Annotated in this window: 17 protein-coding genes and 1 pseudogene; 9 read left to right on the top strand and 9 right to left on the bottom strand. The window is 65.6% G+C overall.

What is annotated here, in order from left to right:
* Positions 1-109: 109 nt before the first annotated feature.
* Positions 110-1,654 carry a methyl-accepting chemotaxis protein gene (locus R2676_RS06505; RefSeq protein ID WP_206273556.1) on the bottom strand — a complete coding sequence of 515 codons (1,545 nt, stop codon included), beginning with the start codon at positions 1,652-1,654 and terminating at the stop codon, positions 110-112.
* Between the two features lie 434 nt (positions 1,655-2,088).
* On the opposite strand from R2676_RS06505, the gene R2676_RS06500 reads away from it, so the two are divergent.
* From R2676_RS06500 to R2676_RS06485, 4 genes are all read left to right on the top strand, one after another.
* The gene (locus tag R2676_RS06500; RefSeq protein ID WP_004627541.1) at positions 2,089-2,649 is read left to right on the top strand and encodes a GbsR/MarR family transcriptional regulator; all 561 of its coding nucleotides are present in this window, start codon (positions 2,089-2,091) and stop codon (positions 2,647-2,649) included.
* 16 nt (positions 2,650-2,665) lie between these two features.
* Positions 2,666-4,054 carry a cytochrome ubiquinol oxidase subunit I gene (locus R2676_RS06495; protein WP_206273557.1) on the top strand — a complete coding sequence of 463 codons (1,389 nt, stop codon included), beginning with the start codon at positions 2,666-2,668 and terminating at the stop codon, positions 4,052-4,054.
* Complete coding sequence (locus R2676_RS06490; protein ID WP_206273558.1) at positions 4,051-5,082, top strand: cytochrome d ubiquinol oxidase subunit II; 1,032 nt, start codon at positions 4,051-4,053, stop codon at positions 5,080-5,082. The genes R2676_RS06495 and R2676_RS06490 overlap by 4 nt, the downstream gene beginning before the upstream one ends.
* A gap of 86 nt (positions 5,083-5,168) precedes the next feature.
* The gene (locus tag R2676_RS06485; protein WP_027679166.1) at positions 5,169-5,474 is read left to right on the top strand and encodes an NIPSNAP family protein; all 306 of its coding nucleotides are present in this window, start codon (positions 5,169-5,171) and stop codon (positions 5,472-5,474) included.
* Positions 5,475-5,481: 7 nt separating this feature from the next.
* On the opposite strand, the gene R2676_RS06480 is transcribed toward R2676_RS06485, so the two are convergent.
* Positions 5,482-6,600 (bottom strand): helix-turn-helix transcriptional regulator, encoded by a 1,119-nt coding sequence (locus R2676_RS06480; protein WP_206273559.1) that lies wholly within the window; start codon positions 6,598-6,600, stop codon positions 5,482-5,484.
* A 252-nt stretch (positions 6,601-6,852) separates the two neighbouring features.
* Here R2676_RS06480 and R2676_RS06475 point away from each other — a divergent pair, with 252 nt between their 5' ends.
* Complete coding sequence (locus tag R2676_RS06475) at positions 6,853-8,955, top strand: hypothetical protein (RefSeq protein WP_206273560.1); 2,103 nt, start codon at positions 6,853-6,855, stop codon at positions 8,953-8,955.
* A 78-nt stretch (positions 8,956-9,033) separates the two neighbouring features.
* Here R2676_RS06475 and R2676_RS06470 read toward each other — a convergent pair whose 3' ends face one another.
* On the bottom strand, positions 9,034-10,461 hold the full coding sequence (locus tag R2676_RS06470) for a dipeptidase (RefSeq protein ID WP_206273561.1): 1,428 nt from the start codon (positions 10,459-10,461) through the stop codon (positions 9,034-9,036).
* Between the two features lie 187 nt (positions 10,462-10,648).
* On the opposite strand from R2676_RS06470, the gene R2676_RS06465 reads away from it, so the two are divergent.
* Entirely contained in the window at positions 10,649-11,080 is a 432-nt protein-coding gene (locus R2676_RS06465) for a PGDYG domain-containing protein (RefSeq protein ID WP_206273562.1), read from the top strand.
* Between the two features lie 13 nt (positions 11,081-11,093).
* Here R2676_RS06465 and R2676_RS06460 read toward each other — a convergent pair whose 3' ends face one another.
* Complete coding sequence (locus tag R2676_RS06460) at positions 11,094-12,020, bottom strand: hypothetical protein (protein ID WP_206273563.1); 927 nt, start codon at positions 12,018-12,020, stop codon at positions 11,094-11,096.
* 184 nt (positions 12,021-12,204) lie between these two features.
* On the opposite strand from R2676_RS06460, the gene R2676_RS06455 reads away from it, so the two are divergent.
* Complete coding sequence (locus R2676_RS06455) at positions 12,205-13,101, top strand: oxygenase MpaB family protein (protein WP_206273564.1); 897 nt, start codon at positions 12,205-12,207, stop codon at positions 13,099-13,101.
* 12 nt (positions 13,102-13,113) lie between these two features.
* On the opposite strand, the gene R2676_RS06450 is transcribed toward R2676_RS06455, so the two are convergent.
* The gene (locus tag R2676_RS06450) at positions 13,114-14,706 is read right to left on the bottom strand and encodes an MDR family MFS transporter (protein WP_206273565.1); all 1,593 of its coding nucleotides are present in this window, start codon (positions 14,704-14,706) and stop codon (positions 13,114-13,116) included.
* Positions 14,707-14,796: 90 nt separating this feature from the next.
* Entirely contained in the window at positions 14,797-15,744 is a 948-nt protein-coding gene (locus R2676_RS06445) for a LysR family transcriptional regulator (protein ID WP_206273566.1), read from the bottom strand.
* Positions 15,745-15,871: 127 nt separating this feature from the next.
* Between R2676_RS06445 and R2676_RS06440 the strand changes: the two genes are divergently transcribed.
* On the top strand, positions 15,872-16,498 hold the full coding sequence (locus R2676_RS06440; RefSeq protein ID WP_206273567.1) for an FMN-dependent NADH-azoreductase: 627 nt from the start codon (positions 15,872-15,874) through the stop codon (positions 16,496-16,498).
* 144 nt (positions 16,499-16,642) lie between these two features.
* Here R2676_RS06440 and R2676_RS06435 read toward each other — a convergent pair whose 3' ends face one another.
* Positions 16,643-16,789, bottom strand: coding sequence for a hypothetical protein (locus R2676_RS06435; RefSeq protein WP_206273568.1), 147 nt, complete (start codon positions 16,787-16,789; stop codon positions 16,643-16,645).
* Positions 16,790-17,243: 454 nt separating this feature from the next.
* Here R2676_RS06435 and R2676_RS06430 point away from each other — a divergent pair, with 454 nt between their 5' ends.
* Entirely contained in the window at positions 17,244-17,375 is a 132-nt protein-coding gene (locus R2676_RS06430; protein ID WP_004627564.1) for a hypothetical protein, read from the top strand.
* Positions 17,376-17,391: 16 nt separating this feature from the next.
* On the opposite strand, the gene R2676_RS06425 is transcribed toward R2676_RS06430, so the two are convergent.
* Both R2676_RS06425 and R2676_RS06420 read right to left on the bottom strand, forming a co-directional pair.
* Positions 17,392-19,125: a S10 family peptidase gene (locus tag R2676_RS06425; RefSeq protein ID WP_206273569.1), complete on the bottom strand. Its 1,734-nt coding sequence runs from the start codon at positions 19,123-19,125 to the stop codon at positions 17,392-17,394.
* Between the two features lie 46 nt (positions 19,126-19,171).
* Positions 19,172-20,584, bottom strand: a pseudogene (locus R2676_RS06420) (S53 family peptidase); the annotation flags it as partial.
* Between the last annotated feature and the right edge of the window lie 47 nt (positions 20,585-20,631).

Raw genomic sequence — 20,631 nt, 5'->3', positions numbered from 1 at the left:
TGCGCTCCAGAGAATGTGCGTTTTGAGGGACGTTACTGCATAGGCATAGTAGGCGAAGACAGCACAATCGCGATGTGCGTTCGACGGGGTTTTTGCAATTGCCTCGGGCTCAACGGAACACGTTCACCGCCTCCACCAGGCGCGTGGCCTGAATGCGCAGGCCTTCCGCCGCAGCCGCACTCTGGCCGACCAGGGTGGCGTTCTCCTGCGTGACCTGATCCAGATGGTTGACCGCCTGGCTGACCTGCGTGATGCCCTCGGTCTGCTGCGCCGTCGCCAGGCTGATGTCGGCAATCATGGCCGAGACCTTTTTGACCTGTTCGACGATGTCGTCCATGGTCTTGCCGGCATCGTCCACCAGCCGCGAGCCCGATTCCACCTTGTCGACGCTGGTGCCGATCAGCTCCTTGATCTCCTTGGCGGCGCCGGCACTGCGCTGCGCAAGCGCACGCACCTCGCCTGCCACCACGGCAAAACCCCGCCCCTGTTCGCCAGCGCGCGCGGCTTCCACCGCAGCATTGAGCGCCAGGATGTTGGTTTGAAAGGCGATGCTGTCGATCACGCCGATGATGTCGGCGATCTGCTTGGCGCTCTGCGAAATGGCGCTCATGGTCGCCACCACCTGCTCCATGGCGCGACCGCCATTGACGGCCGCCTGCGTGGCCTCCCCAGACAACGTGTTGGCCTGCCCCGCGGTCTCGGCGTTGCTGGCCACGGTGGCGGTCATCTGCGTCATCGAGCTGGAGGTTTCTTCCAGGCTGGCGGCGGCTTGTTCGGTGCGAATGTTGATGTCACCGTTGCCCTTGGCGATTTCCTGACTGGCCGATTGCACGTTGACGACCTGCTCCGCCACATCGTCGATCAGCCAGCGGAACATCAGGCCAAGCTGGCTGATCGTGCGCAGCGTCATGCCGATCTCGTCCACCCGGTCGGCAATGGCGACTTTCCGGCTCTCGCCCGAGGCCACACTCAGCGCCAGTTCCTGCAGCTTTTCGAGCGGCGTGGCGATCTGAACCTTCAACGACCACGACGCCAGCGCCAGGGCCACGAGCAACGCACCGGCAAAACCACCGAGCGCTGCGCCGGACATGCCGAAGCCCCACGCCAGCGCCACCAGCGCGGGCAGCAATGTGAGAAAAGTGAGCCGAATGCGCCAGCGCACCGGCATGACCTGAAAGACCGAACGCCACGCCATCAGCCCGGTTCTCACGATCAGGCCCTTGTGAAACTTGCGGCTGCCCGCCTGGCCCGTGCGGAAATCCTTGTAGAGCGCCTCGGCCCCCGCGATTTCCTCCCGCGTGGGTTTGGTGCGCACCGACATATAACCGCTGGTCCGGCCGTTACGCGCCACGGGCGTCGCGTTGGCGCGCACCCAATAATGGTCGCCATTCTTGCGGCGGTTCTTGACCAGCGCCGTCCACGGTTGCCCCGCCTTGAGCGTGGCCCACATATCGGCAAATGCCTCGGGTGGCATATCCGGGTGGCGCACGATGTTATGCGGCTTGCCTTCAATCTCTTCGCGGGAAAAACCGCTCACCTCCACAAACGCCGCGTTGGCATAGGCGATGTAGCTCTGTGTGTCGGTGGTCGACATGAGCGTGGCGTTGTCCGGGAACTCGTATTCGCGCTGGGTAACAGGTTCATTGACACGCATGGGGGAATCTCCTTTGATGATTTGCTTCGCAACGGTTATCGGCATGAAAGCCGCGTTATTAAGACCGAGATAACCCCATTTTTTGTGAAGGCTGTTTTCTTAAAGTCGCCATTTTCCTAAGCAGCTCCCGCCTGATGAAAATGATGATCGGACGTCTACCTCATATCCAGTAAGCCATTACAGTAAATCGACGCCGATTACCTCAGCCCACCTGCTCCGTTAATCCCTCATTTGCGTTAATTCTGGCCGTCTTAATGCAGTGCAAATCGCGATAACAACACGCCATACGTTTTCATGTGAGGAGGACTCACATGTACGGGGCACGGAACGCCCCCCTGCAACGTCTGCACGCCCGCGACAGCGCGTCACATTGCACTGCGCGGCAGGACGCCTAAAATTTCAGAAATTCCTGAAAATTGAGAAAGATCAAAACAATGCAACTCTCTCCCTTGAAACAGCGCTTCGTCCTGCATTTCGGTGAGATGGGCAGCCGCTGGGGCATCAACCGCACCGTCGGGCAGATCTACGCGCTGCTCTACGCCGCGCGCGAGCCGATCAACGCGGACGAGATCGCCGAGGCGCTGGGCTTCTCGCGCTCGAACGTGAGCATCGGGCTGAAGGAGCTGGAGTCCTGGAAGCTGGTCCGCCTCTCGCACAAGCCGGGCGACCGGCGGGAATATTTTTCCGCCCCCGACGACATCTGGACCATCTTCCGTACGCTGGCCGAGGAGCGCCGCAAGCGCGAGATCGACCCCACGCTCTCGCTGCTGCGCGACGTGATGCTCGAATCCCCGACCGACCCCGACGACCGCCACGCCCAGGCGCGCATGAAGGAGATGTACCAGCTCATCACGCTCATGACGAACTGGTTCGACGACGTGCAGAAGCTCGATGCCGAATCGCTGCAGCAACTCATGAAGATGGGCGCCAAGGTGCATAAGTTGCTGGAAATGAAGAACAAGCTTGCCGTCGTCGTTGGCGGCAAGTCCAAGTAGCCCCCCGAGAAAGCCCATGTCACTCGATCCCGTTGTCCTTGCGCGCGTGCAATTCGGCGCCAACATCACATTCCATATCCTCTTTCCCACCATCAGCATTGCGCTGGCGTGGGTGCTGCTGTTCTTCAAGCTGCGCTTTCGCAAGACGGGCGATGTCGCTTGGATGGCTGCGTACCGCCTGTGGGTGAAGGTGTTTGCCCTGACCTTCGCGCTGGGCGTGGTGTCCGGCGTCACGATGAGTTTCCAGTTCGGCACCAACTGGCCCGGCTATATGAATACCGTCGGCAATATCGCGGGCCCGCTGCTGGCGTACGAGGTGCTGACCGCCTTCTTCCTGGAGGCGAGCTTCCTCGGCATCATGCTGTTCGGCACCGGCCGCGTGAGCGAACGCATTCATACGTTCGCGACGTTTCTCGTGGCGCTCGGCACGACGATCTCCGTGTTCTGGATCATCGCGCTCAACTCGTGGATGCAAACACCGGCCGGCTACGAAATGATCGACGGCCGCGCGCATCCGGCAAGCTGGCTCGCCATCATCTTCAATCCGTCGTTTCCGTATCGATTCACCCACATGCTGCTGGCGTCGGGCCTCACGGTCGCGTTCCTGCTGGCGGGGCTGTCGGCGTATCGGTGGCTGCGCAACGATCGCGCTGCCGATGTGCGAGCCACGCTCAAGACCGGCGTGGTGCTGGCGGCCGTGCTGATCCCACTGCAGATTGCCGCCGGCGATGCACACGGCCTCAACACGATGGAGCATCAACCCGCCAAGCTGGCTGCGATGGAAGGCATCTGGCAAACCGAACGCGGCGTGCCCGCCGTGCTGTTCGGCATTCCGGACGAAGCAACCCGCAGCAATCGCTACGAAATCGCGGTGCCGAAGGCGGCATCGCTGTATCTCACGCATTCACTGGACGGCGAGGTGCGCGGGCTGGACCAGTTCGAGCGGCATCCGCCCGTGCTACCGGTGTTCTTCGCGTTTCGCCTGATGGTGGGCGTGGGCCTGCTGATGCTGGCCGTCTCGTGGACAAGCGCCTGGCGCCTGCGCCGCAAAGGTGAGCTGCCACGCTGGCTCGCACGCGTTCTGGTGGCGATGACGTTTTCCGGATGGCTCGCCGTGGTGGCCGGCTGGTATGTCACCGAAATCGGTCGCCAACCCTGGCTCGTGTATGGCGTGCTGACCACCGCGCAGGCAGCGTCGTCGGTGCCGGCCGCGATGATCGGCAGCACGCTCGCGATGTACCTGGCGCTGTATGTATTTCTTATCGCCGCCTACATCGGTGTGGTGTTCTATCTGGCCCGCAAGGCCGGTGGCGTGATCGACCCCACCGACCCCGATGCCACCGGCACGCCCGTCATCGAAACACCCAACCCGGTCTTTGCCCATCCCGCCCGGAGCCAAGCATGAACGCCATCCCCGACCTCACCCAACCCGCCGGCTGGCTGCCGGTGGTCTTCATGGCCCTGATGGGGGTTGCCGTGCTGGCTTACGTCGTCCTCGACGGCTACGACCTCGGCGTCGGCATCCTGCTGCGCCGCGCAGACGACGCCGAAAAGGACACCATGATCGCCTCCATCGGCCCGTTCTGGGACGCCAACGAAACGTGGCTCGTGCTCGGTGTCGGGCTGTTGCTGGTGGCGTTTCCGGCCGCCCATGGCGAGATCCTGGGCGCGCTGTATCTGCCGGTGGCGCTGATGCTGTTCGGCCTCATCCTGCGCGGGGTTGCATTCGACTTTCGGGTCAAGGCGCGCGCGCACCACAAGCCGTGGTGGAACCGCGCGTTCTATGCAGGTTCCGTCATCGCCACCGCTGCGCAGGGCCTGATGCTCGGGCTATACATCACCGGCTTTCAGTACGACGCCGCCAACGTCATCTTTGCGATCTGCACGGCGGGCGGCCTGATTGCCGGCTACCTGCTGCTGGGCGCTACGTGGCTCATCATGAAGACGGAAGGCGCGCTGCAGCTGCGCGCTGTGCAGTGGGCACGCGGCAGCCTGTGGTTCACCGCGCTCGGCGTGGCCGCCGTGTCGCTGGCGACGCCGTGGGTCAGCACACGCGTGTTCGACAAGTGGTTTGCGCTGCCGAACATCATCCTGCTGGCGCCCGTGCCGCTGGTGACCATCGTGCTGTTCCTGCTGATCGACTGGGTGCTGCGCCGCCTGCCGCAGCAGATTGCCAAGGGCGATGAACATCTCATCTGGGCGCCGTTCGTCGGTACCGGGGCGATCTTCCTGCTCGCCTTCAATGGCCTCGCCTACAGCCTCTTCCCGTATCTGGTGGTGGATCGGCTCGACATCTGGCAGGCCGCCAGCGCGCCGGAATCGCTTGAATTCATGCTGGTGGGCGTGGCGATTGTGCTGCCGACCATCGTCGGCTACACGATCTACTCGTACAAGGTGTTCCACGGCAAGGCGACGGAGTTGCGCTACTACTGAGACTGAACACGCCGCCCGCACACGGCATTGACCGGACCGCGGGCGGACGTTTAGGCTGGTGCGCTTCCGACCTCACCGCACGCGCCATGATCACCTGCTACCTCCGCTACATCATCAATCCGGCACGGCTGGCCGAATTCGAAGCCTACGGAAAGATGTGGATTCCGCTCGTCGAGAAATTCGGCGGCCAGCACCACGGCTACTTTCTCCCATCGGAAGGGGCGAACAACGTCGCGCTGGCCCTGTTCTCGTTCCCGAGCCTGGCCGCCTACGAGGTCTATCGCGAGCGCGCCAAGACCGACCCCGATTGCGTGGCGGCCTTCCAGTACGCAGAAGACACCGGCTGCATCGTCAGCTACGAGCGCAGCTTCTTCCGTCCGGTATTTTCCTGACACCCGTCTAGCCTTGCGGCCTGCGCTGCGACAGCACCCACAGCATGGCGCCCACCGCCTCCGCCTGCGAGCGCGTGCAGGTCTTTTCAAAGATGGCCCGTAGCTGCGAACGCACGGTCGACATGGCGACGTTGGCGTTGGCCGCGTATTCGTCAGGCGTCTTGCCGGCGATCAGCGCTTCGCCCACCGCCGCTTCTGCCGCTGACAAACCGAACGCTTGGCGCAGCTGCACGGCCGTTACCGGTGACGCATCGCCCTTGCGGCGCGCTGTCACGAGCATGGCGGCATCGCCAAATGCGGCATGCGCAGCGTTGGCCGGCAATTGCGAAATACCGAGGAAGACTTCGTGCGGCGCCCCGAGTGCCGGCCGCACGGCAAGGCTCTCGCCCTTGCGCGACTTCGCCACCCGCCCCAGCGCGGCTTGCAGGCCATCGTTGTCGGCAGCAAACGCGGCAGTCAGTCGGCCGTGCTCCAGCCGCAGGCAAGTCGATGCGCGCAGCAACGCCTCGGCCTGGGCGTTGGCAAACAGCACACGCTGATCCCGCCCGAGTGCGAACACGGCCAGGCCAAGCTGCTCCATCAGTTCTGCGCCGAGGGCTGCATCGCGATGCAACACGCGCGTGTCCTGCCAGAGGTTGATGGTGCGCTGCAGGTGTCCGGTCATGCCGGCCGCCGTGGCGCGCTCCTCATCGGAAAATGGCGTCCGGCCGTGCGCTCGCAACATGCCGAGCAGGAGGTCACTGCTGCCGGGACGCTCCAAACGCACGCCCATCAGATAACGGAAGCCCGCCGGAATCTGATAGTCCTGGAAGAACTCGCTGCGCTCAACATACGCGTCCGACAGGTGATCCTGGCAGAAGGCAAACTCGCGCACGCGCGCACGTTCGACAAAACCGCGGCGAGGGTCCAGCGCGCCGTAGTACCTGTCATACAGTCCGATGGTGTCGTCCAGCCCCCGCTTCGGGGAGTAGATCGAAAGCTGGGGTGCATTACGCACGGCATCCCAGCTGAACATGTGAAACAGGTCCGCGCCAAGCGATTCGGTCACACCCTGGAAGACGTCCAGAAACCCTTCCTGCGTCACCGCAGCTTCGTACAGATCACCAATGAGCTGGTCTTTGAGCACGCGTCCCTCCCCCGAAGGATGGCTGTCTGGCCTTGGCGCCCGCCGTGCTCACCCCATGCAAGCGAAGTGGCAGCGGACATGTTATGTGCGCAAACGTAGCACGTGCGTGCGCCGATCAACATCATTCATTTGGCAGCACTTTCCTCCAAATGAATGATGCGGACGCTTGGGGCGCGCTTCGAGAATCTCCGTGCCGAATAACGGGATAACGGCGTCGCACGCACGGCGCACCCACGATCCAGGGAGGACTCCATGAAACTCACCCCCATTGCAATCGCACTGGCCACGCTTGCCGTATCGGCCTGCGGCGGCGGCGATTCCGGCAGCAGCGCCAGCACATCGCCGGGCACCAATGTCCCGGCAGCGCAGACCGTCAGCGGCGTCGCCGCCACGGGGGCAGCCATGCAGGGCGCCACGGTCACGCTGATGGACGCGACCGGCAAATCGGTCGACTGCCCGGCCAACGCCACCACGGGCGCTTTCCAATGCACGGTCACCGGTCTTGCCGCGCCGTTCGTGCTGTCTGCGGCCGGCAATGTTGCCGATTCGCAAGCCACGCTGATCGCGCTGTCTGCCAGTGCAGGCACGCAGACGATCAACATCACGCCCATCACCAACGCCATCGCCGCCACCATCGTCGGCGACAACCCGACCAAGCTCCTGGGCAACACGGGCCTGCTGCAAAGCAAGGTGACCGCGCAGACCGTCTCCAGCACCGTCGCCGCCTATGCCGCCGCGCTGGCCGACCTGCTGGCCGCCACCGGCAACACCGGCGCGGACCTGATCTCGGGCCCGTTGACGGCGGGCGCCCCAGGGCTGGACCGATTGCTCGATCAGGTGCGGGTGAACGTGTTGCCGGACGGCAGCGTGCAGATCAGCTCCGTGGCCGGCGCGTCGAGCGATACGCCTGCGCAGTTGCAGCTTTCGCCAGGCGTCGCGCCACAGCCCAGCGACAAGGCCAGCCTGCCAAGCGTCGCGACCATCAATGGCAACCCCGTCTCGAACCTGCCGACCGCGTCCGATCTGGTGGCGCTGCAAACGGCGCTCAATCAGTGCTTTGCGGGTTCCACGGGCGCGGCGCGCACGGGCGGCAGCGTGCCCGTCTGCGGCCAGATCTTCGTGGACGACGTGGCCAGCGGTGCGCTCATCAACGGCGTGCCCTCGTCCTATCTGAACAACGGCCTGACTGCCGACAAGGAATTCGGCCCCGCATTGGGCGGCGGCGCGCCCGGCCTGTTTGCCGATGACGCAATGAACAACGCCAGCTTCAGCCTGCCGGAGATCATCCGCGTGGCATCCAGCAGCGGTGACACGCTGTGGGTCAAGCTCGCCTGGACCCGCGCCGACGGCCTTCGCGACGGCATGCAGCAGCACGTGCAAGTGGCGGTCAAGCCGGCCTCGCGCGCCAGCGGCGACAACGGCTGGCGCATCGTCGGCAACCAGCGCGCCGTGTTCACCAAGGTCAACGCCAACGCGCAGAAGTGGGACTGGTTGAACAGCGCCACCGCAATGACGGGCACCAATGCGTTTGTCGATTCGATCAACATGCAGGTCGGCATCGTCGACGCCGCCGGCACGCCTGTCGATTTTGCGATCGTGACTGGCCCGGGCCTGCGCAATGGCGTGTTCCTGCAGCCGTCTTCCGGCACGTGCGACACGCTGAACATCCGCGCCCAGATTGGCGCAAGCCAGACCCCGGCGCAGCTTGCGCTACTGGCCAAGCAAAGCGCCTGCCGCAACAACTTCCGCCTGGCAGGCGTGGCGCAAGACCCGGCCAACCAGGGCAGCTTCACGTGGCCAGGCGACGCACCGCGCAACAACACGGCCTGGGCCAAGCCGCAACTGACGGCAACGGAGCTGGCGACCATCACGCCGTTCAGCGCCTACACCATCGCCATCTATCAAGGTGGTGTCACCAGCCAGCCGTCGAAGACGTACACGGTGCGCCTGCGCACGCCATCGCCCTCGCCGGATGCGCTGCGCCAGTACACGTGGCAGGACATCTCGCAGGCCACGCGCGACATCCTCACCCCGGGCACGGCGTCGACGTTTGCGGGTGGCCCCACCCTGCCCGTCACGTGGACGACCAAGGCCGGTGTGCCGTTCGTGAAGCGCGTCAATGTGCAGATCCGTTCCACGATGTCGGGCCAGCCGGCGGTGTTCGTCAATGGCGTGGGCCGCGCATCACCGGCGGCACCCGGAACCACGCTCACCGTGAACGTGGCGGGCGATCAAGGAACGGCCTTCCCGGCCGTGACGGGCTGGACGGGCGCGCAAGACATGTCGTTCACCAACATGTCGTGGGCCGATCCGCTGGATTTGAACTTCACGACGTCGGTCGAATACGACCGCTGATACACCGCTGACAAGCAGGGCACACGGGGAAGTGCGGTGATCGGGCCCGCAAGGTGTTGGCCGCCTTGCGGGCCTCGATCAACCCACCGTCGCCTCAAACACGCGCCGATAGTTGCCACCCAGAATCTGCCCAACTTCCACTGACGTGAATCCCGCCTTCAGCAACGCCGTCGCCAGCGCCGGCAGCTGCGCATAGCCCGTGAACACCGGCGGCCGGATAAAGCCCAGCATGTCGGTGCCCAGCCCCACGTGCGCCACGCCCACCACATCGGCCATGCGCTTGATGCCCAACGCCATGGCATCGAGGTTGGGAAAGTCCGCCGCATTGGGCCATACGCCAATCACGCCGCCCGTGTCCGCCACTGCGCGTGCATGGTCGGCGGAAATCAGCCGGCTGCGCGACCTGGGCGCCCGTGACAACGCCGTATGCGACAGCACCGGCGGTTTGGTGGTCGTCGCCGCGGCCCGCTTGACGAGGTCATACGTGCCGTGCGCCACGTCCACCACAATGCCCAGCGCGTTGCAGCGGCGCACCACGTCTGCGCCGAAATCCGTCAGGCCGCCATGCACCGGCGGTTCGGTTTGGATGTCGCCCAGTTCATTCACGCGGTAGTGCGTCAGTTGCAGGTGCCGCAGACGGTGCTGCGTGTAGGCCTCGTCGACGCGCTCGATGCGGCCCTCCAGAAAATCAGCCCCTTCCGACGCGATGATGACGCTCGGCCCTTGCGTGCCCATGGCGGCCAGCGAGGCGGCGTCGGTCACCACCTGCAGTTGCTCACGCTCGATCAGCCGCTGGGCACGCGCAAACTCTGTCATGCCGAGCTGGTACAGCTCCCCGGGCTCGGGCGTGCGGAACGCCTCGAAACGGTTGCCGCCAGCGCCCACGTGGACGGCGGTGGTGTCGGTCACGATGGCCAGGCAGATGACCTGCATGCCGCCGGCGCGCATGGGCTCCGCCACCGGCAAGAAGGGGCGGTTGGCGCCGATCTTGGGGTCGCGCGAGACAATCACGCGCCCGGCGTGGCTGTGCATATCGATGGTCAGCGTGCCGGCCGGCGGTGTCCACATGGACGACGCCTCTGACGGCGCATCGGTGTAGTTGGCAAAGCGGCCCGGCGCGCAGGCTGCCAAGCCCATCGCCGCACCCGCCGCGAGGAACACGCGACGGCTGATGCGCGGCGATCCGGCCGCAGGCTGCCCGGGTGCGAGCGCGGCATCCACCAATTGATAACGCCAGCCTGCGGGGTCGTCCTGCAAACGCATCAACCGGCCGCGGACGCGCGTCACGTCCCCCACCGGCATCGGCTGCGCTGCAAACACCTCGATGCTGGCGGCCGGGTTGCGCGACACGCAACCGCCGCAGCACGGCGCCTCAGCGCTCAGCAGGAAATAGTCGGCGGACTGCGCCGCGGCGTCCAGCGGCATCGCCCAGCCTTCCACGTCGACGATCGTGTCGTGCAGCGCGTCAGCCTCGCGCGTGGCGATGAGGGACCAATCGATGAGCATGCACACTCCGCGAAATTGAGCTGCGGTATTGTGCGCGCGATCGGCCCATCGCTCTATCGACGTTGGTTACACGGCCCTACACGGCATGACCGACGCCGCGACGGAAACACGGGGCCCAACGGCCCCATTTGCGCTACGCTTACAGCCTTTCGCCCGACCGGGCTTTCACCGCCTTTCGCGTCACCTCATGCCCGCCCTGCAACACGTCGACCTCCGCACGGACCCCGCCGCCCGCCCCTTCGTCAAGGATGAGATTGTCCACGTCGACTTTGCCTCCGAAGCCGGCGAGCTGATGAGCCTGGAAGGCCCGAACCGCTACGCCCCCGGCGATGCGCTGATCACCGGTTCAACCGGCGACCGCTGGGTCGTCTCGCGCGAGCGTTTCGATGCGAAGTACGCTCCCGCCGATGCATCGCTCGCGCATGGTCAGGCTGGCGCCTACCGCAACCGGCCGAGCGTGGTGCTGGCCAAGCAGATGCGCGAAGCGTTCTCGATGGCGCGCTCCGAAGCCGGCGATGTACTGCATGGCCAGGCCGGTGACTGGGTGCTTCAATACGCCCCCGGCGACTACGGCGTCGTGCAGGCGCAGCGCTTCGCCAAGGTCTACCGCCCGGCCTGACTTACCAAGAGCGTCACTGCGCCGTCTGCTGGCGCTCGATTTCGTGATGCTTCATCTGCAGATAGTCCTGCCGTTCGATTTCATGCAATTGGCGCGGGTACTGCTCGGTGGCGCTGAACCAGGTATTCAGCCGCTGCTGCAAGCGTTTGTCCGCCGGCGCCGACAGCGACTTGAGGTAGGCGTCGATGGCGAGGTAGTAGCGCATCGTGTTGCGCTCGAGCAGGCCGCGCACGCCGCCCACATATTCGGGGTCCCCGCCCGATGAAGATTCCGCCGTCTTGGTAAAACCCACCTTGCCGCTGCCCACGGTGGCAAGGTATGTGCGCATCGCCAGGCGCCCCGCCGCGCCGTAACCGTATGCGTACGTGAGGTGCAGGAAGGTGTGGTTGCCGGCGCCCGGCGCGGGAATGGCCTCCAGCATGATGTGGTAGTCGCGCGTGCTGAGCGGGCCGGAAGCCGCGCTGAGTTCCACGCGGAAGTAATCCGCATTGCTGACAACAGGGTGATAACCGAACTCGAGGCGATAGCTGCTGGACAGCGAGTCCTCCACCTTGCGGCCGAGGTTCACGTTCAGCACGCTGCCATCCGTGCCCTGCGTGGCGTGGCAATACTTGATATTCAGATGCAGGATGAGGACGTCGCACCAGTTGGAAGCGCCGTGCTCCGGATCGCCCAGCGCGCTCTTGACGGCGGCGAACGGGTAGTCGAGCACGCTATAGATGTCGCTCTTGAGCCGTTCGGGCGCTTCGGTGGATTCCAGCACCAACGGACGATGGAACACGTTATCGGCCAGCTGGGGCGCCACGGTCTGGTATTTGTCGCGCAGCGCTTGCGCGTTGTCTGCCGCACGCGCGGGGAGGCTCAGGCACAGGCCTGCCATCAAGGCAATCACGGCAAGCGAGCCAGACCAGGTGGTATATCGACGGGGGGTCATAGGCATGGCGTTCTCGTGGAATCGTTCTTCATTCTAGGAGGCGCGGATGCACATGCCGTCGCAACAAATGGTCCTGCGCCGGCACATCGTCCGTGCGGCGTTCTGTCATCACGACTGCCAAGGCATGCGCCGATGCGGCTCGGTAAAATGAACGCTTCTTCGCCTCGTGCTTCCCGGCACTTTCGGCACCATGCCCTCGCCACTCGACGCCATTCGCGAACGCATCGCCAATCAGGTCCGCGGCCTGACGCGCGCCACCGGCAGCCTCACCCTCGACATTGCGTCGCCGCCGGGCGACCCCGGCCTGTTCGGCCCCGATGCAGTCTGCTGGAAGGTGCACGCCGATTTTCCGGCGATGATGGCCGGCGGCATCAGCGCGCTGTTGTTGCAGGCGCTGCACCCCCGCGCGCTGGCCGGCGTGTGGGACCACTCCAATTTTCGTGAAGACCTGCAAGGGCGCCTGGGCCGCACCGCCCAGTTCGTGGCCGGCACCACGTATGGCAGCCGGCACGATGCGCTGGCGCTCATTGAACGCGTGAAGACCATCCACCACCGCGTGCAGGGCATCGCGCCCGATGGCCGGCCGTATTCCGCCAACGACCCCGACCTGCTCACCTGGGTGCACGTGGCCGAAATGTCGAGCTTCCTGGCGGGCTATCTGCGCTACGTGGATGGCACCCTGAGCGGCGCGCAGCAGGATCGCTACTTTGAAGAGACCGCGCTGGTGGCCGAGATGCTTGGCGCGCAAGACGTGCCGAAATCGCGGGCGGCGGTCCAGACTTATTTGAACGCGATGCGCGCCGAGCTGGTGGCCAGCGATCGCACGCGCACGGTGGTGGACGTCTTGATGACGTGGCAGGCGCCGCGCCCGGGGTTGCGCCCGGCGGTACGCCTCTTTCTGGACGCGGGCATCCAGCTGTTGCCGCCGTGGGCCATCCAGATGCTTGATCTGAAGCGGCCGCCGCTGCAGACGGCGTTTGCCTCGGCGGCCATGCGCACCGTGGCACCGACGCTGCGCTGGGCGTTGCATGACGGCAGCGTGGCGCGCCGCGCTCGTCGGCGCGCGCTGGCGCCTGCCACGAGCTAGCGCGCTCGTCTTTTACTCGATGGCTTCGGCAAGCGACACCTTGCCGCGCAGCGCCTTCTCTTCCAGCCGCACGATCAGCAGCGGCGAAATCACCGACACCGCAGCGGCAAAGAAGAACAGATGCCGGAACGCACTTTCGCCTGCGCGTTGCAACGCCTGGGCGTCGGCGCCATTGCTTGCCAGGGCCGCGTGGAACAGGTCCATCAGCACGTCGCCGCCGGCCGCCACCTGCGCGCCGGGCGCAGCCTGACGCAGCAGCGCAATCAACACGGAGGTCAGCACCGCCACGCCCACCGCGCCACCCAACAGGCGCGAGAAGGCGGTCAGCGCCGTGGCAAGGCCCACCGTCTGCGGCGGCACCGCGTTTTGCGTGGCGACCAGGCCAGTCGGGAACTGCACGCCGATCGCCAGGCCGAGCACGATCATTGCCAGGGTGAGCGCCAGCACGCTGTGCGGGTCGAGCAAACCCAGCGATGCGACGGCAAACGGCACCACGCTTGCGCCAATCAGCATCAACGGCTTGTAGCGGCCGCTGTGCGTCATCCACCGGCCGGCAATAAAGGCGCCAAGCGGAATCGACAGCGTGAGCGGCACGAGGCGCAGCGCGGCCGCATCGGGGCTGGCACCGGCCACCATCTGAAAGCGCAGCGGCATCAGCACCGACGTGGCAATCAACTGGAAGAAACACAGGAACAGCGCCAGGCAGCAGATCGTGACCGTGCGCACACGGAACATCGACAGCGGAATGATCGGCTCGACGGCACGGTTTTCCTGCCAGACGAACGCGCCCAGCAACACCACCGCGCCCGCCAGCAGGCCGAGGTTGTCGGGCTGCGTGAGCGGCGTGCCCTGCCCCACCCGGGTGATCATCAGCAAGAGCGCGGTCAGCCCCGCGGCAAACAGCACCACGCCCGGCACGTCGATCGGGCGACGCTGGTGCGCCACCGGCAGATGCCGCAGCGTGCGGCGTACAACGAGCAGCGCGACGATGCCCAGCGGCAGGTTGATCCAGAAAATCCAGCGCCACGACAGGTAATGCGTCAGGTAACCGCCGATCACCGGCCCGGCGAGGCTGGCCATGGCCCACATGCCGCTCACGTAGCCCTGGTAGCGCCCGCGCTCGCGCAGCGGCACCACATCGGCAATCGTGGCCTGCGACACCGAGATCAAGCCGCCACCGCCCAGGCCTTGCAGCACGCGCGCAACCAGCAGCATCGGCATGCTGGTCGCCAACGCACACGCCACCGACGCCAGCACGAACAGGACGATGGCCGTCGTCAGCATGGCGCGGCGGCCGTAGAGGTCGCTCAACTTGCCGTAGATGGGCGTGACGACCGTGGACGCCACCAGATACGCCGACACCAGCCACGCCATCAGCGCAAAGCCGTTGAATTCGCCTGCGATCACGGGCAGCGCCACGGCAACGATCGTCTGTTCCAGCGCGCCCAGCAAGATGGCGAGCATCAGCCCGCCCATCACCGCCATCACCGGAATGTCGGCAACCGGTAGCGCGTCCAGCGGGCTCGATGCCGCGCTGGGTGCCGACGCGATTGGCGCAGTGGGCGTGTCTGGCTTGGGCGGTTCAATGCTGGGGCGGGAGGACATGGGAGAGTGCGCGCATGCCGCTCGGAGCACGCACGCCAATGGGGGAAGCGAAGCCGTTGATGATACTGCCGATTCGCATTCGTTGCAGAGTCAACGATCGGGTTTCGGGACGATGTCTTCATAACAGCGGCTGACATTCGCCGTGATGCCGGGCAGCTCCTCGGCCAGGAATTCGATGAACGCGCGCACGGCCGGCACCAGCCCCCGGCGTGACGGAAACACCGCGTGAAACTGGTGCACCGGCAAGCGATATTCCGGCAGCAGCACGACCAGCCGACCGTCGCGCACGGGCTCCGCGCAGAGGTTGAACGGCAGTTGCGCCACGCCAATGCCAGCCAGCGCGGTCTGGCCCATCAGGTACAGGTCGTCCGTCACCAATGCGGGGGTGTATTCGATATCGACCGCACCGCCTTCGGGCGTGGTCAGGCGCCAGCGCGTCCGCTCGCCAGCGGCGCCCTCCACGCCCACGCCCATCACGCCGCGCATCGATTCGGGCGTCTCGAACGGGCCATGCTCGGCAACAAACGACGGGCTGGCCACCAGCACCTGGTCACTCACGCCAAAGCTACGGACGACGAGGTTCGAATCGTCCAGCGTCGAGCGCACGCGCAGCGCCACGTCGTAGCCGTCGCCGATCACGTCGACACGGCGGTTCGTCACGTCCAGCTCCAGCCTCACATCGGGCTGCGCGCGCAGGAATTTGGACAGCACGGGCGCGATGAACACATGCGCCACGCCCACGGGACAGCTCACGCGCAGCCGGCCCGAAGGCTTTTCGCTCGCGTGCTCGGCCACTTCGAAGGCGGCGCGGGCGGCCTGCGTCATCGATTCGCAATGCGCATAGAACGCCGAGCCCACGTCCGTCACATGCACGGCCCGCGTCGAGCGTTGCAGCAGCCGCACCCCCAGGCGCGTTTCCAGATCGGCCACGCGCCGGCTCACGCGCGATTTCGGAATCCCCAGCGCCCTGGCGGCGCCGGAAAAACTGCCGTGCGTCACCACGCTGGCAAACAGGACGAGGTCGTTCAGGTCTTCCATGGCCGTTCTCCAAAGGACCGGCGCATTGTCTCACCCATAGAACGATGTGTGTCGATTCGACCCACTACTGGAACTCGCTGCACCGCACTATCTTTGCAGCAACCCACCTTTTTCTTGGAGAGACACCATGCAAGTCCTTCACATTGATTCCAGCATCCTCGGTGACGCCTCGGCTTCGCGCCTCCTGAGCGCCGCCATTGTCGACGAGCTGCGCCGCGAAAACCCGAGCGCCACCGTCGTCCACCGCGACCTGTCGGTCGAAGCCATTCCTCACCTGGACGGCGCCATTGCCGCGGGCTTCCGCGCCACGGGCACCGACGATTTTGACGACGCGACCCGCGCCGAGCATGCCCGCTCGGAAACGCTCGTGAATGAACTGCTCGCCAGCGACGTGATCGTGATCGGCGCGCCGATGTACAACTTCTCGGTGCCGAGTCAGCTCAAGGCCTGGATCGACCGCGTGGCGCAAGCCGGCCGTACGTTCAAGTACACGGAAACCGGCCCGGTTGGCCTGGCCGGTGGCAAGAAGGTGATCGTGGCATCGACGCGCGGCGGTATGTACTCCGCCGGCCCGGCCGCCGCCATGGACTTCCAGGAGGCCTATCTGAAGACCGTGTTCGGGTTCTTCGGCATCACCGATGTGCAATTCGTGCGCGCAGAACGCCTGGCGATGGGCCCGGACGCGCGTGCACAGGCCCTGGAAGCCGCACACGCCGCCATGCGCGACGTTGTGAGCCAGGCCGTGGCAGCCTGAGCGAACAGGATGGGGGCGCAACGGGACGCGCCGCACCCTGCCTCGCACAATGCCAAACGGGCGCCGCATCGCTGCTGGCGCCCGTTTTCGTTTTCTACTGCCGTGACAACAAGGTGCGATCGCCCCGCAAGGCTGATCGGCTGATTACTCGTCGCGGTGTTCGCGCGCCTGATGCAGGGCTTCGAGCACACGGCGCGCCCGCAGCTTGCTCCACATGACCGGCACAACGATCGCGGTGGCGATCAGGCACGGTGCAGCCCAGGCGATGGTGGATTCCAGAAAATTCGTCATGATGCATCCCCCCGATATGTTGCCGATGCGCACCGTTGGGTAGCGCGCATCGCATGGTCCCCGCAGGGCTTGCTGCCTCGACTGGGCCGAGGCGCCCTGACATCTGTCTCTATGTAAACGGCTATCGGCGCCGGGCGTTCAAACTTGAAGCACAACGTTTGCCGTGTGGTGTATTTCCCGCCTATCTCGACGATCTGTCAATACCGTGACGATAAGTTCGTGGAACATTGTGGCGCTGCACTGACAGTGCCCAAGCAGCCGCCCGGCGCTCCATAGTCCCGCCGCAAAGGTAACGGCAAATTACGGCGGCCCCGATCCGCGCGTTGCCAATGCGGGCAGGACAACCGATTACCGGCCTGGGCGTCACAGTTTTTCTTACAAACGGTAAAGCGCGGTTGCGAGGCATTTCCATACAGTGAGGCCAGAACAACGGTCATCACCACGGAGCCTCATCATGAAACGCACCATCGCCCTGCTCATCCTTGCTGCTGCCGCCACCTCTGCGCTGAGCGCCTGCGTGGTGGTGCCGGCGGGCGGCTATTACGACCGCCCGCATTACTACCACCCGTATTACCGCGGGTATTGATCCGCAAACCGGGGGCTCAGGCCTTGCGCGCTTGCAGCATGCGGATGCGCGCGACGGCCTGGTGGTCGGTCGTGGCGGCGTCATACAGGCGCGCGAGGTCGGCCTTCAATGCCGTGCGCGAGCCGCCATCCAAATACACCATGTGCCCCGACGGATAGAACCCCGCCGACAGGTTCTTGCGCACATCGGCATCCAGCAACGGCATCGCCTTCAGATCCAGCATGGTTTGGTAGAACGGCGTGACGAAGTCGTAGTAGCCGTTGGCGGAGAAGACTTTCAGGTCTACGTTCAGGCTCATCGTGGCGGCCAGGTCGCCGGCGGTGTAAAGGGCGACATTGCCATTGGCATCGAGCCCCTTCTGCGCGCCGGTCGGGTCGGTGTGCCGGAAATCCCAATGGCGGAAGGCCTGGTCGTTCAAGTCCGTAAAGGCGGAGTTGGACGTGAACTTCAGGTCGTCGTTCAGGTAGGTATTCCACATGGCCGTGTAGACGCCGGACACCGCCGTCATGGTCGGATCGTTGCCGCCCGAGTTGGGATCGACACTGGCCGCAATGCCGGTGTGGATGCCCGTGACGCGGCCGTCGTACGCCCCCAGCGACAAGCCCTTGTCTGCCAGCAGTGTGGTCAGGAACAGCGACGTGCCTGCGCCGTCAGACGCCGCCACATCCAAGCGCCAGCCCTGCAGCGTGGCCGCGTCGATGCCGGTGTAGGCCGCCAACGCTTTCAGCACGGCCGGATCGGCATGCGCGGGCTTGGCAAGCGCTTTTTCGTAATCGGTACTGGCAAATACGGCGGCGGCTTCGGCAAAGTCGCCCACGTCCGCGGGCAGCGGGCCGCCTTTGGGCGAGGTGGCGCGCTTGTGAAACCACGCGTCCGCCGCGCACGTCGGCAAAAGCCCCACCGGATTGCCCGCCTGCGTGTAGTCGAGGATGGACGACTGCAGCGTGATGCCATTCAGGTCGACCCCGTCTTCGTGCAGCACATACGACAGCACGCAGGAACGCGCCGTGCCGTAAGACTCGCCAAACAGAAACTTGGGTGAATTCCATCGATCATTGGCCGTCAGCCAGCGCTTGATGAACTGCGCGATGCTGCGCGCGTCCTGGTCCACGCCCCAGAAATCGAGGTTGCGCTTGGGCGCGATGGCCGTCGAATAGCCGGTGCCGACCGGGTTGATGAAGACAAGGTCGGAACGATCGAGCAGGCTGTCGGGATTGTCTTCCATGCGATACGGCGCGGGCGGCGTGAACGACGGCATCGACGTCACGATGCGGCGCGGCGCAAACGACCCGAGCAGCACAAACACCGCCGAAGACCCCGGCCCGCCGTTATAGAAGAACGTGACCGGCCGCGCCTGGGCGCCGCCTTCCGGTGCATCGGCCACAAAGGCCACATGGAACATCTTGGCCACCGGCTGCGAACTGCTCGGGTCGACCGTGACGAGGTGGCCGGCGTGCGCGGTGTAGGCGATGTCGCGTCCGCCGATGCGCACGGTGTGGTGCGTGATCGCCATGCCCTCGCTGGTGTCGGTCACGCTGTCGTCGGGGCCGTTGCCGTAGGCGGTGGGGTCGAAGAACGGCTGGTCGGTGGTGGTCATGCGTGCCTCGCTGCTAGAAAAGGTTCGCGATCGCGTCGCCCTTGGGGCTGCCCAGGCCGGTGCAGGCGTCCCAACCGGGCGCCGCGGCAAAGGTGCCGTTGTTGCCCTGCTTGATGTCGTTGAACGCGCCGGGGTTCTGATACAGCCGCGCATGCGGATAACCCACCGGCCGCCCCTTGATGGCATTGATGCGCGCGATGAGCGCAGCCCACAGCGGCGCGGCCGCGCTGGTGCCGCCCACGACACCGGTCTCGCCATCCACGCGGACGACGTAGCCCGTCAGCGGGTCGGCATCGGCCGACACATCGGGCACGCCGCGCCGCGCCAGCGGCACACTCGCGCCCCGCGTCTGCTGCGCCGCAAGGCCTTGCTGCCAGCTTGGCAGCGCAAAGACGGCGCTCACCCCGCCGCCGCCCGCACCGCCCTGCGCGCCGTCGTTCCACACCGTTTCCTCGGCGATGCGGTTTCCGTTGGCGCGCACGCTGGTGCCGCCGCATGCGAGCGCGTACGGGCTGGAGGCGGGAAAGTCGACGTGGTCCGCGCGATCGGGCTGGCCGTCGCTGGAGCCGCTGTCGCCTGAGGCCACACACACCGTCACGCCCATCGTCGCTGCGCTTTGCAGTGCGGCGTTCACGGCTTGCATGGCCTGGGGCGTCCAGGCGCTTTCCGGCGCGCCCCAACTGATGGACACCACCGATGGCCGCAGCCTGGTGTCATGGATGGCGGCGTTGATGGCCTGCACGAAACCGGCATCGGTATTGACGGTGAAGTACACGGCCAGCGTGGCGCCCGGTGCCGCAGCGCCCGCCACCTCGAGGTCGAGCATGACTTCGCCGTCCGGGCCGCCCGGGTCGCCCGTTGGCCGATTGGCGCCCTGCCCGACCGGCACGGCTGTCACTGTCGGCATTGGCACGCCAAGCTCCTGGAAGTACGCCCGCAGATCGTCTTCCCGATAGCCGCCGCCAAGTTCAATCAACGCAATGCACTGGCCCGCGCCATCGCCCTGCGGAAAACCGTAGAGCTGCGCGAGCTGCACCGGCGTGTACGACGCCGTGGGCGCTGCACGCGCGGGCCGGATGCCTCCGGGCTCAGTCGTTCCCGTGGGCAGCGGCACGAAACGGAAATGCGGCTCCGCCTGCGGACGCGAGTCGAGCCCCAGCACGGCAACGACCACGTCCTGCAACGACTCCGGCAAGCGCAGCGGGCCGGAACGCCCACGGTATTCGCAATCGCCATGTGCCACGCGATGCAGATGCGTATCGAATGCCTTGCAGAACTGTTCGACGGCGCCTTCGAGCGTGACGGTGGCGGCGGCCACGCTCACGTCAACGACTTGCAAACCGTGTTCGCGGGCGAAGTTGCGGACGGCGTCGATGTCGTCTGTGGTGGCGCCAAACTGGGCGGCCCATTGTTCGCGCGTGAGGGGCGTGGGCGGTGGCGTTCCGGCTGCATGCGCGTGTGCAAATCCGGACAGGCGCGCATCCAAATCCGCCTCATTCGGACGGCGCAACTGCACGAGCGCGCGGATCTGCTCCGCGGGGTGCGCATCGCCGAGGATGCGGGCGTCTTGAGGAATGGTGCGTTCGCTGCCGCGCAGGGGGTGCCGGACCATGGGCCATCTCCATGTAGGTAGGTGGCCCGTGCGTCGCAACCGGCGTG

Origin of the sequence: Ralstonia flatus, assembly GCF_958439105.1 — a bacterium.
GTDB classification, from domain to species: domain Bacteria; phylum Pseudomonadota; class Gammaproteobacteria; order Burkholderiales; family Burkholderiaceae; genus Ralstonia; species Ralstonia flatus.
The sequence above is the reverse complement of the archived record's forward strand: the minus strand, read 5'-3'. Positions and strand labels throughout refer to the sequence as shown.

Excerpts from the sequence above, each read along its gene's own strand:
- R2676_RS06455 (WP_206273564.1), top strand. The coding sequence starts at position 12,205 with ATGCCCTCGCCACTCGACGCCATTCGCGAACGCATCGCCAATCAGGTC.
- R2676_RS06470 (WP_206273561.1), bottom strand. The coding sequence starts at position 10,461 with ATGCTCATCGATTGGTCCCTCATCGCCACGCGCGAGGCTGACGCGCTG.
- R2676_RS06495 (WP_206273557.1), top strand. The coding sequence starts at position 2,666 with ATGTCACTCGATCCCGTTGTCCTTGCGCGCGTGCAATTCGGCGCCAAC.
- R2676_RS06485 (WP_027679166.1), top strand. The coding sequence starts at position 5,169 with ATGATCACCTGCTACCTCCGCTACATCATCAATCCGGCACGGCTGGCC.
- R2676_RS06505 (WP_206273556.1), bottom strand. The coding sequence starts at position 1,654 with ATGCGTGTCAATGAACCTGTTACCCAGCGCGAATACGAGTTCCCGGAC.
- R2676_RS06445 (WP_206273566.1), bottom strand. The coding sequence starts at position 15,744 with ATGGAAGACCTGAACGACCTCGTCCTGTTTGCCAGCGTGGTGACGCAC.
- R2676_RS06440 (WP_206273567.1), top strand. The coding sequence starts at position 15,872 with ATGCAAGTCCTTCACATTGATTCCAGCATCCTCGGTGACGCCTCGGCT.
- R2676_RS06450 (WP_206273565.1), bottom strand. The coding sequence starts at position 14,706 with ATGTCCTCCCGCCCCAGCATTGAACCGCCCAAGCCAGACACGCCCACT.
- R2676_RS06435 (WP_206273568.1), bottom strand. The coding sequence starts at position 16,789 with ATGACGAATTTTCTGGAATCCACCATCGCCTGGGCTGCACCGTGCCTG.
- R2676_RS06465 (WP_206273562.1), top strand. The coding sequence starts at position 10,649 with ATGCCCGCCCTGCAACACGTCGACCTCCGCACGGACCCCGCCGCCCGC.
- R2676_RS06475 (WP_206273560.1), top strand. The coding sequence starts at position 6,853 with ATGAAACTCACCCCCATTGCAATCGCACTGGCCACGCTTGCCGTATCG.
- R2676_RS06500 (WP_004627541.1), top strand. The coding sequence starts at position 2,089 with ATGCAACTCTCTCCCTTGAAACAGCGCTTCGTCCTGCATTTCGGTGAG.
- R2676_RS06490 (WP_206273558.1), top strand. The coding sequence starts at position 4,051 with ATGAACGCCATCCCCGACCTCACCCAACCCGCCGGCTGGCTGCCGGTG.
- R2676_RS06430 (WP_004627564.1), top strand. The coding sequence starts at position 17,244 with ATGAAACGCACCATCGCCCTGCTCATCCTTGCTGCTGCCGCCACCTCT.
- R2676_RS06460 (WP_206273563.1), bottom strand. The coding sequence starts at position 12,020 with ATGCCTATGACCCCCCGTCGATATACCACCTGGTCTGGCTCGCTTGCC.
- R2676_RS06425 (WP_206273569.1), bottom strand. The coding sequence starts at position 19,125 with ATGCGCGGCTGTATCAGAACCCCGGCGCGTTCAACGACATCAAGCAGG.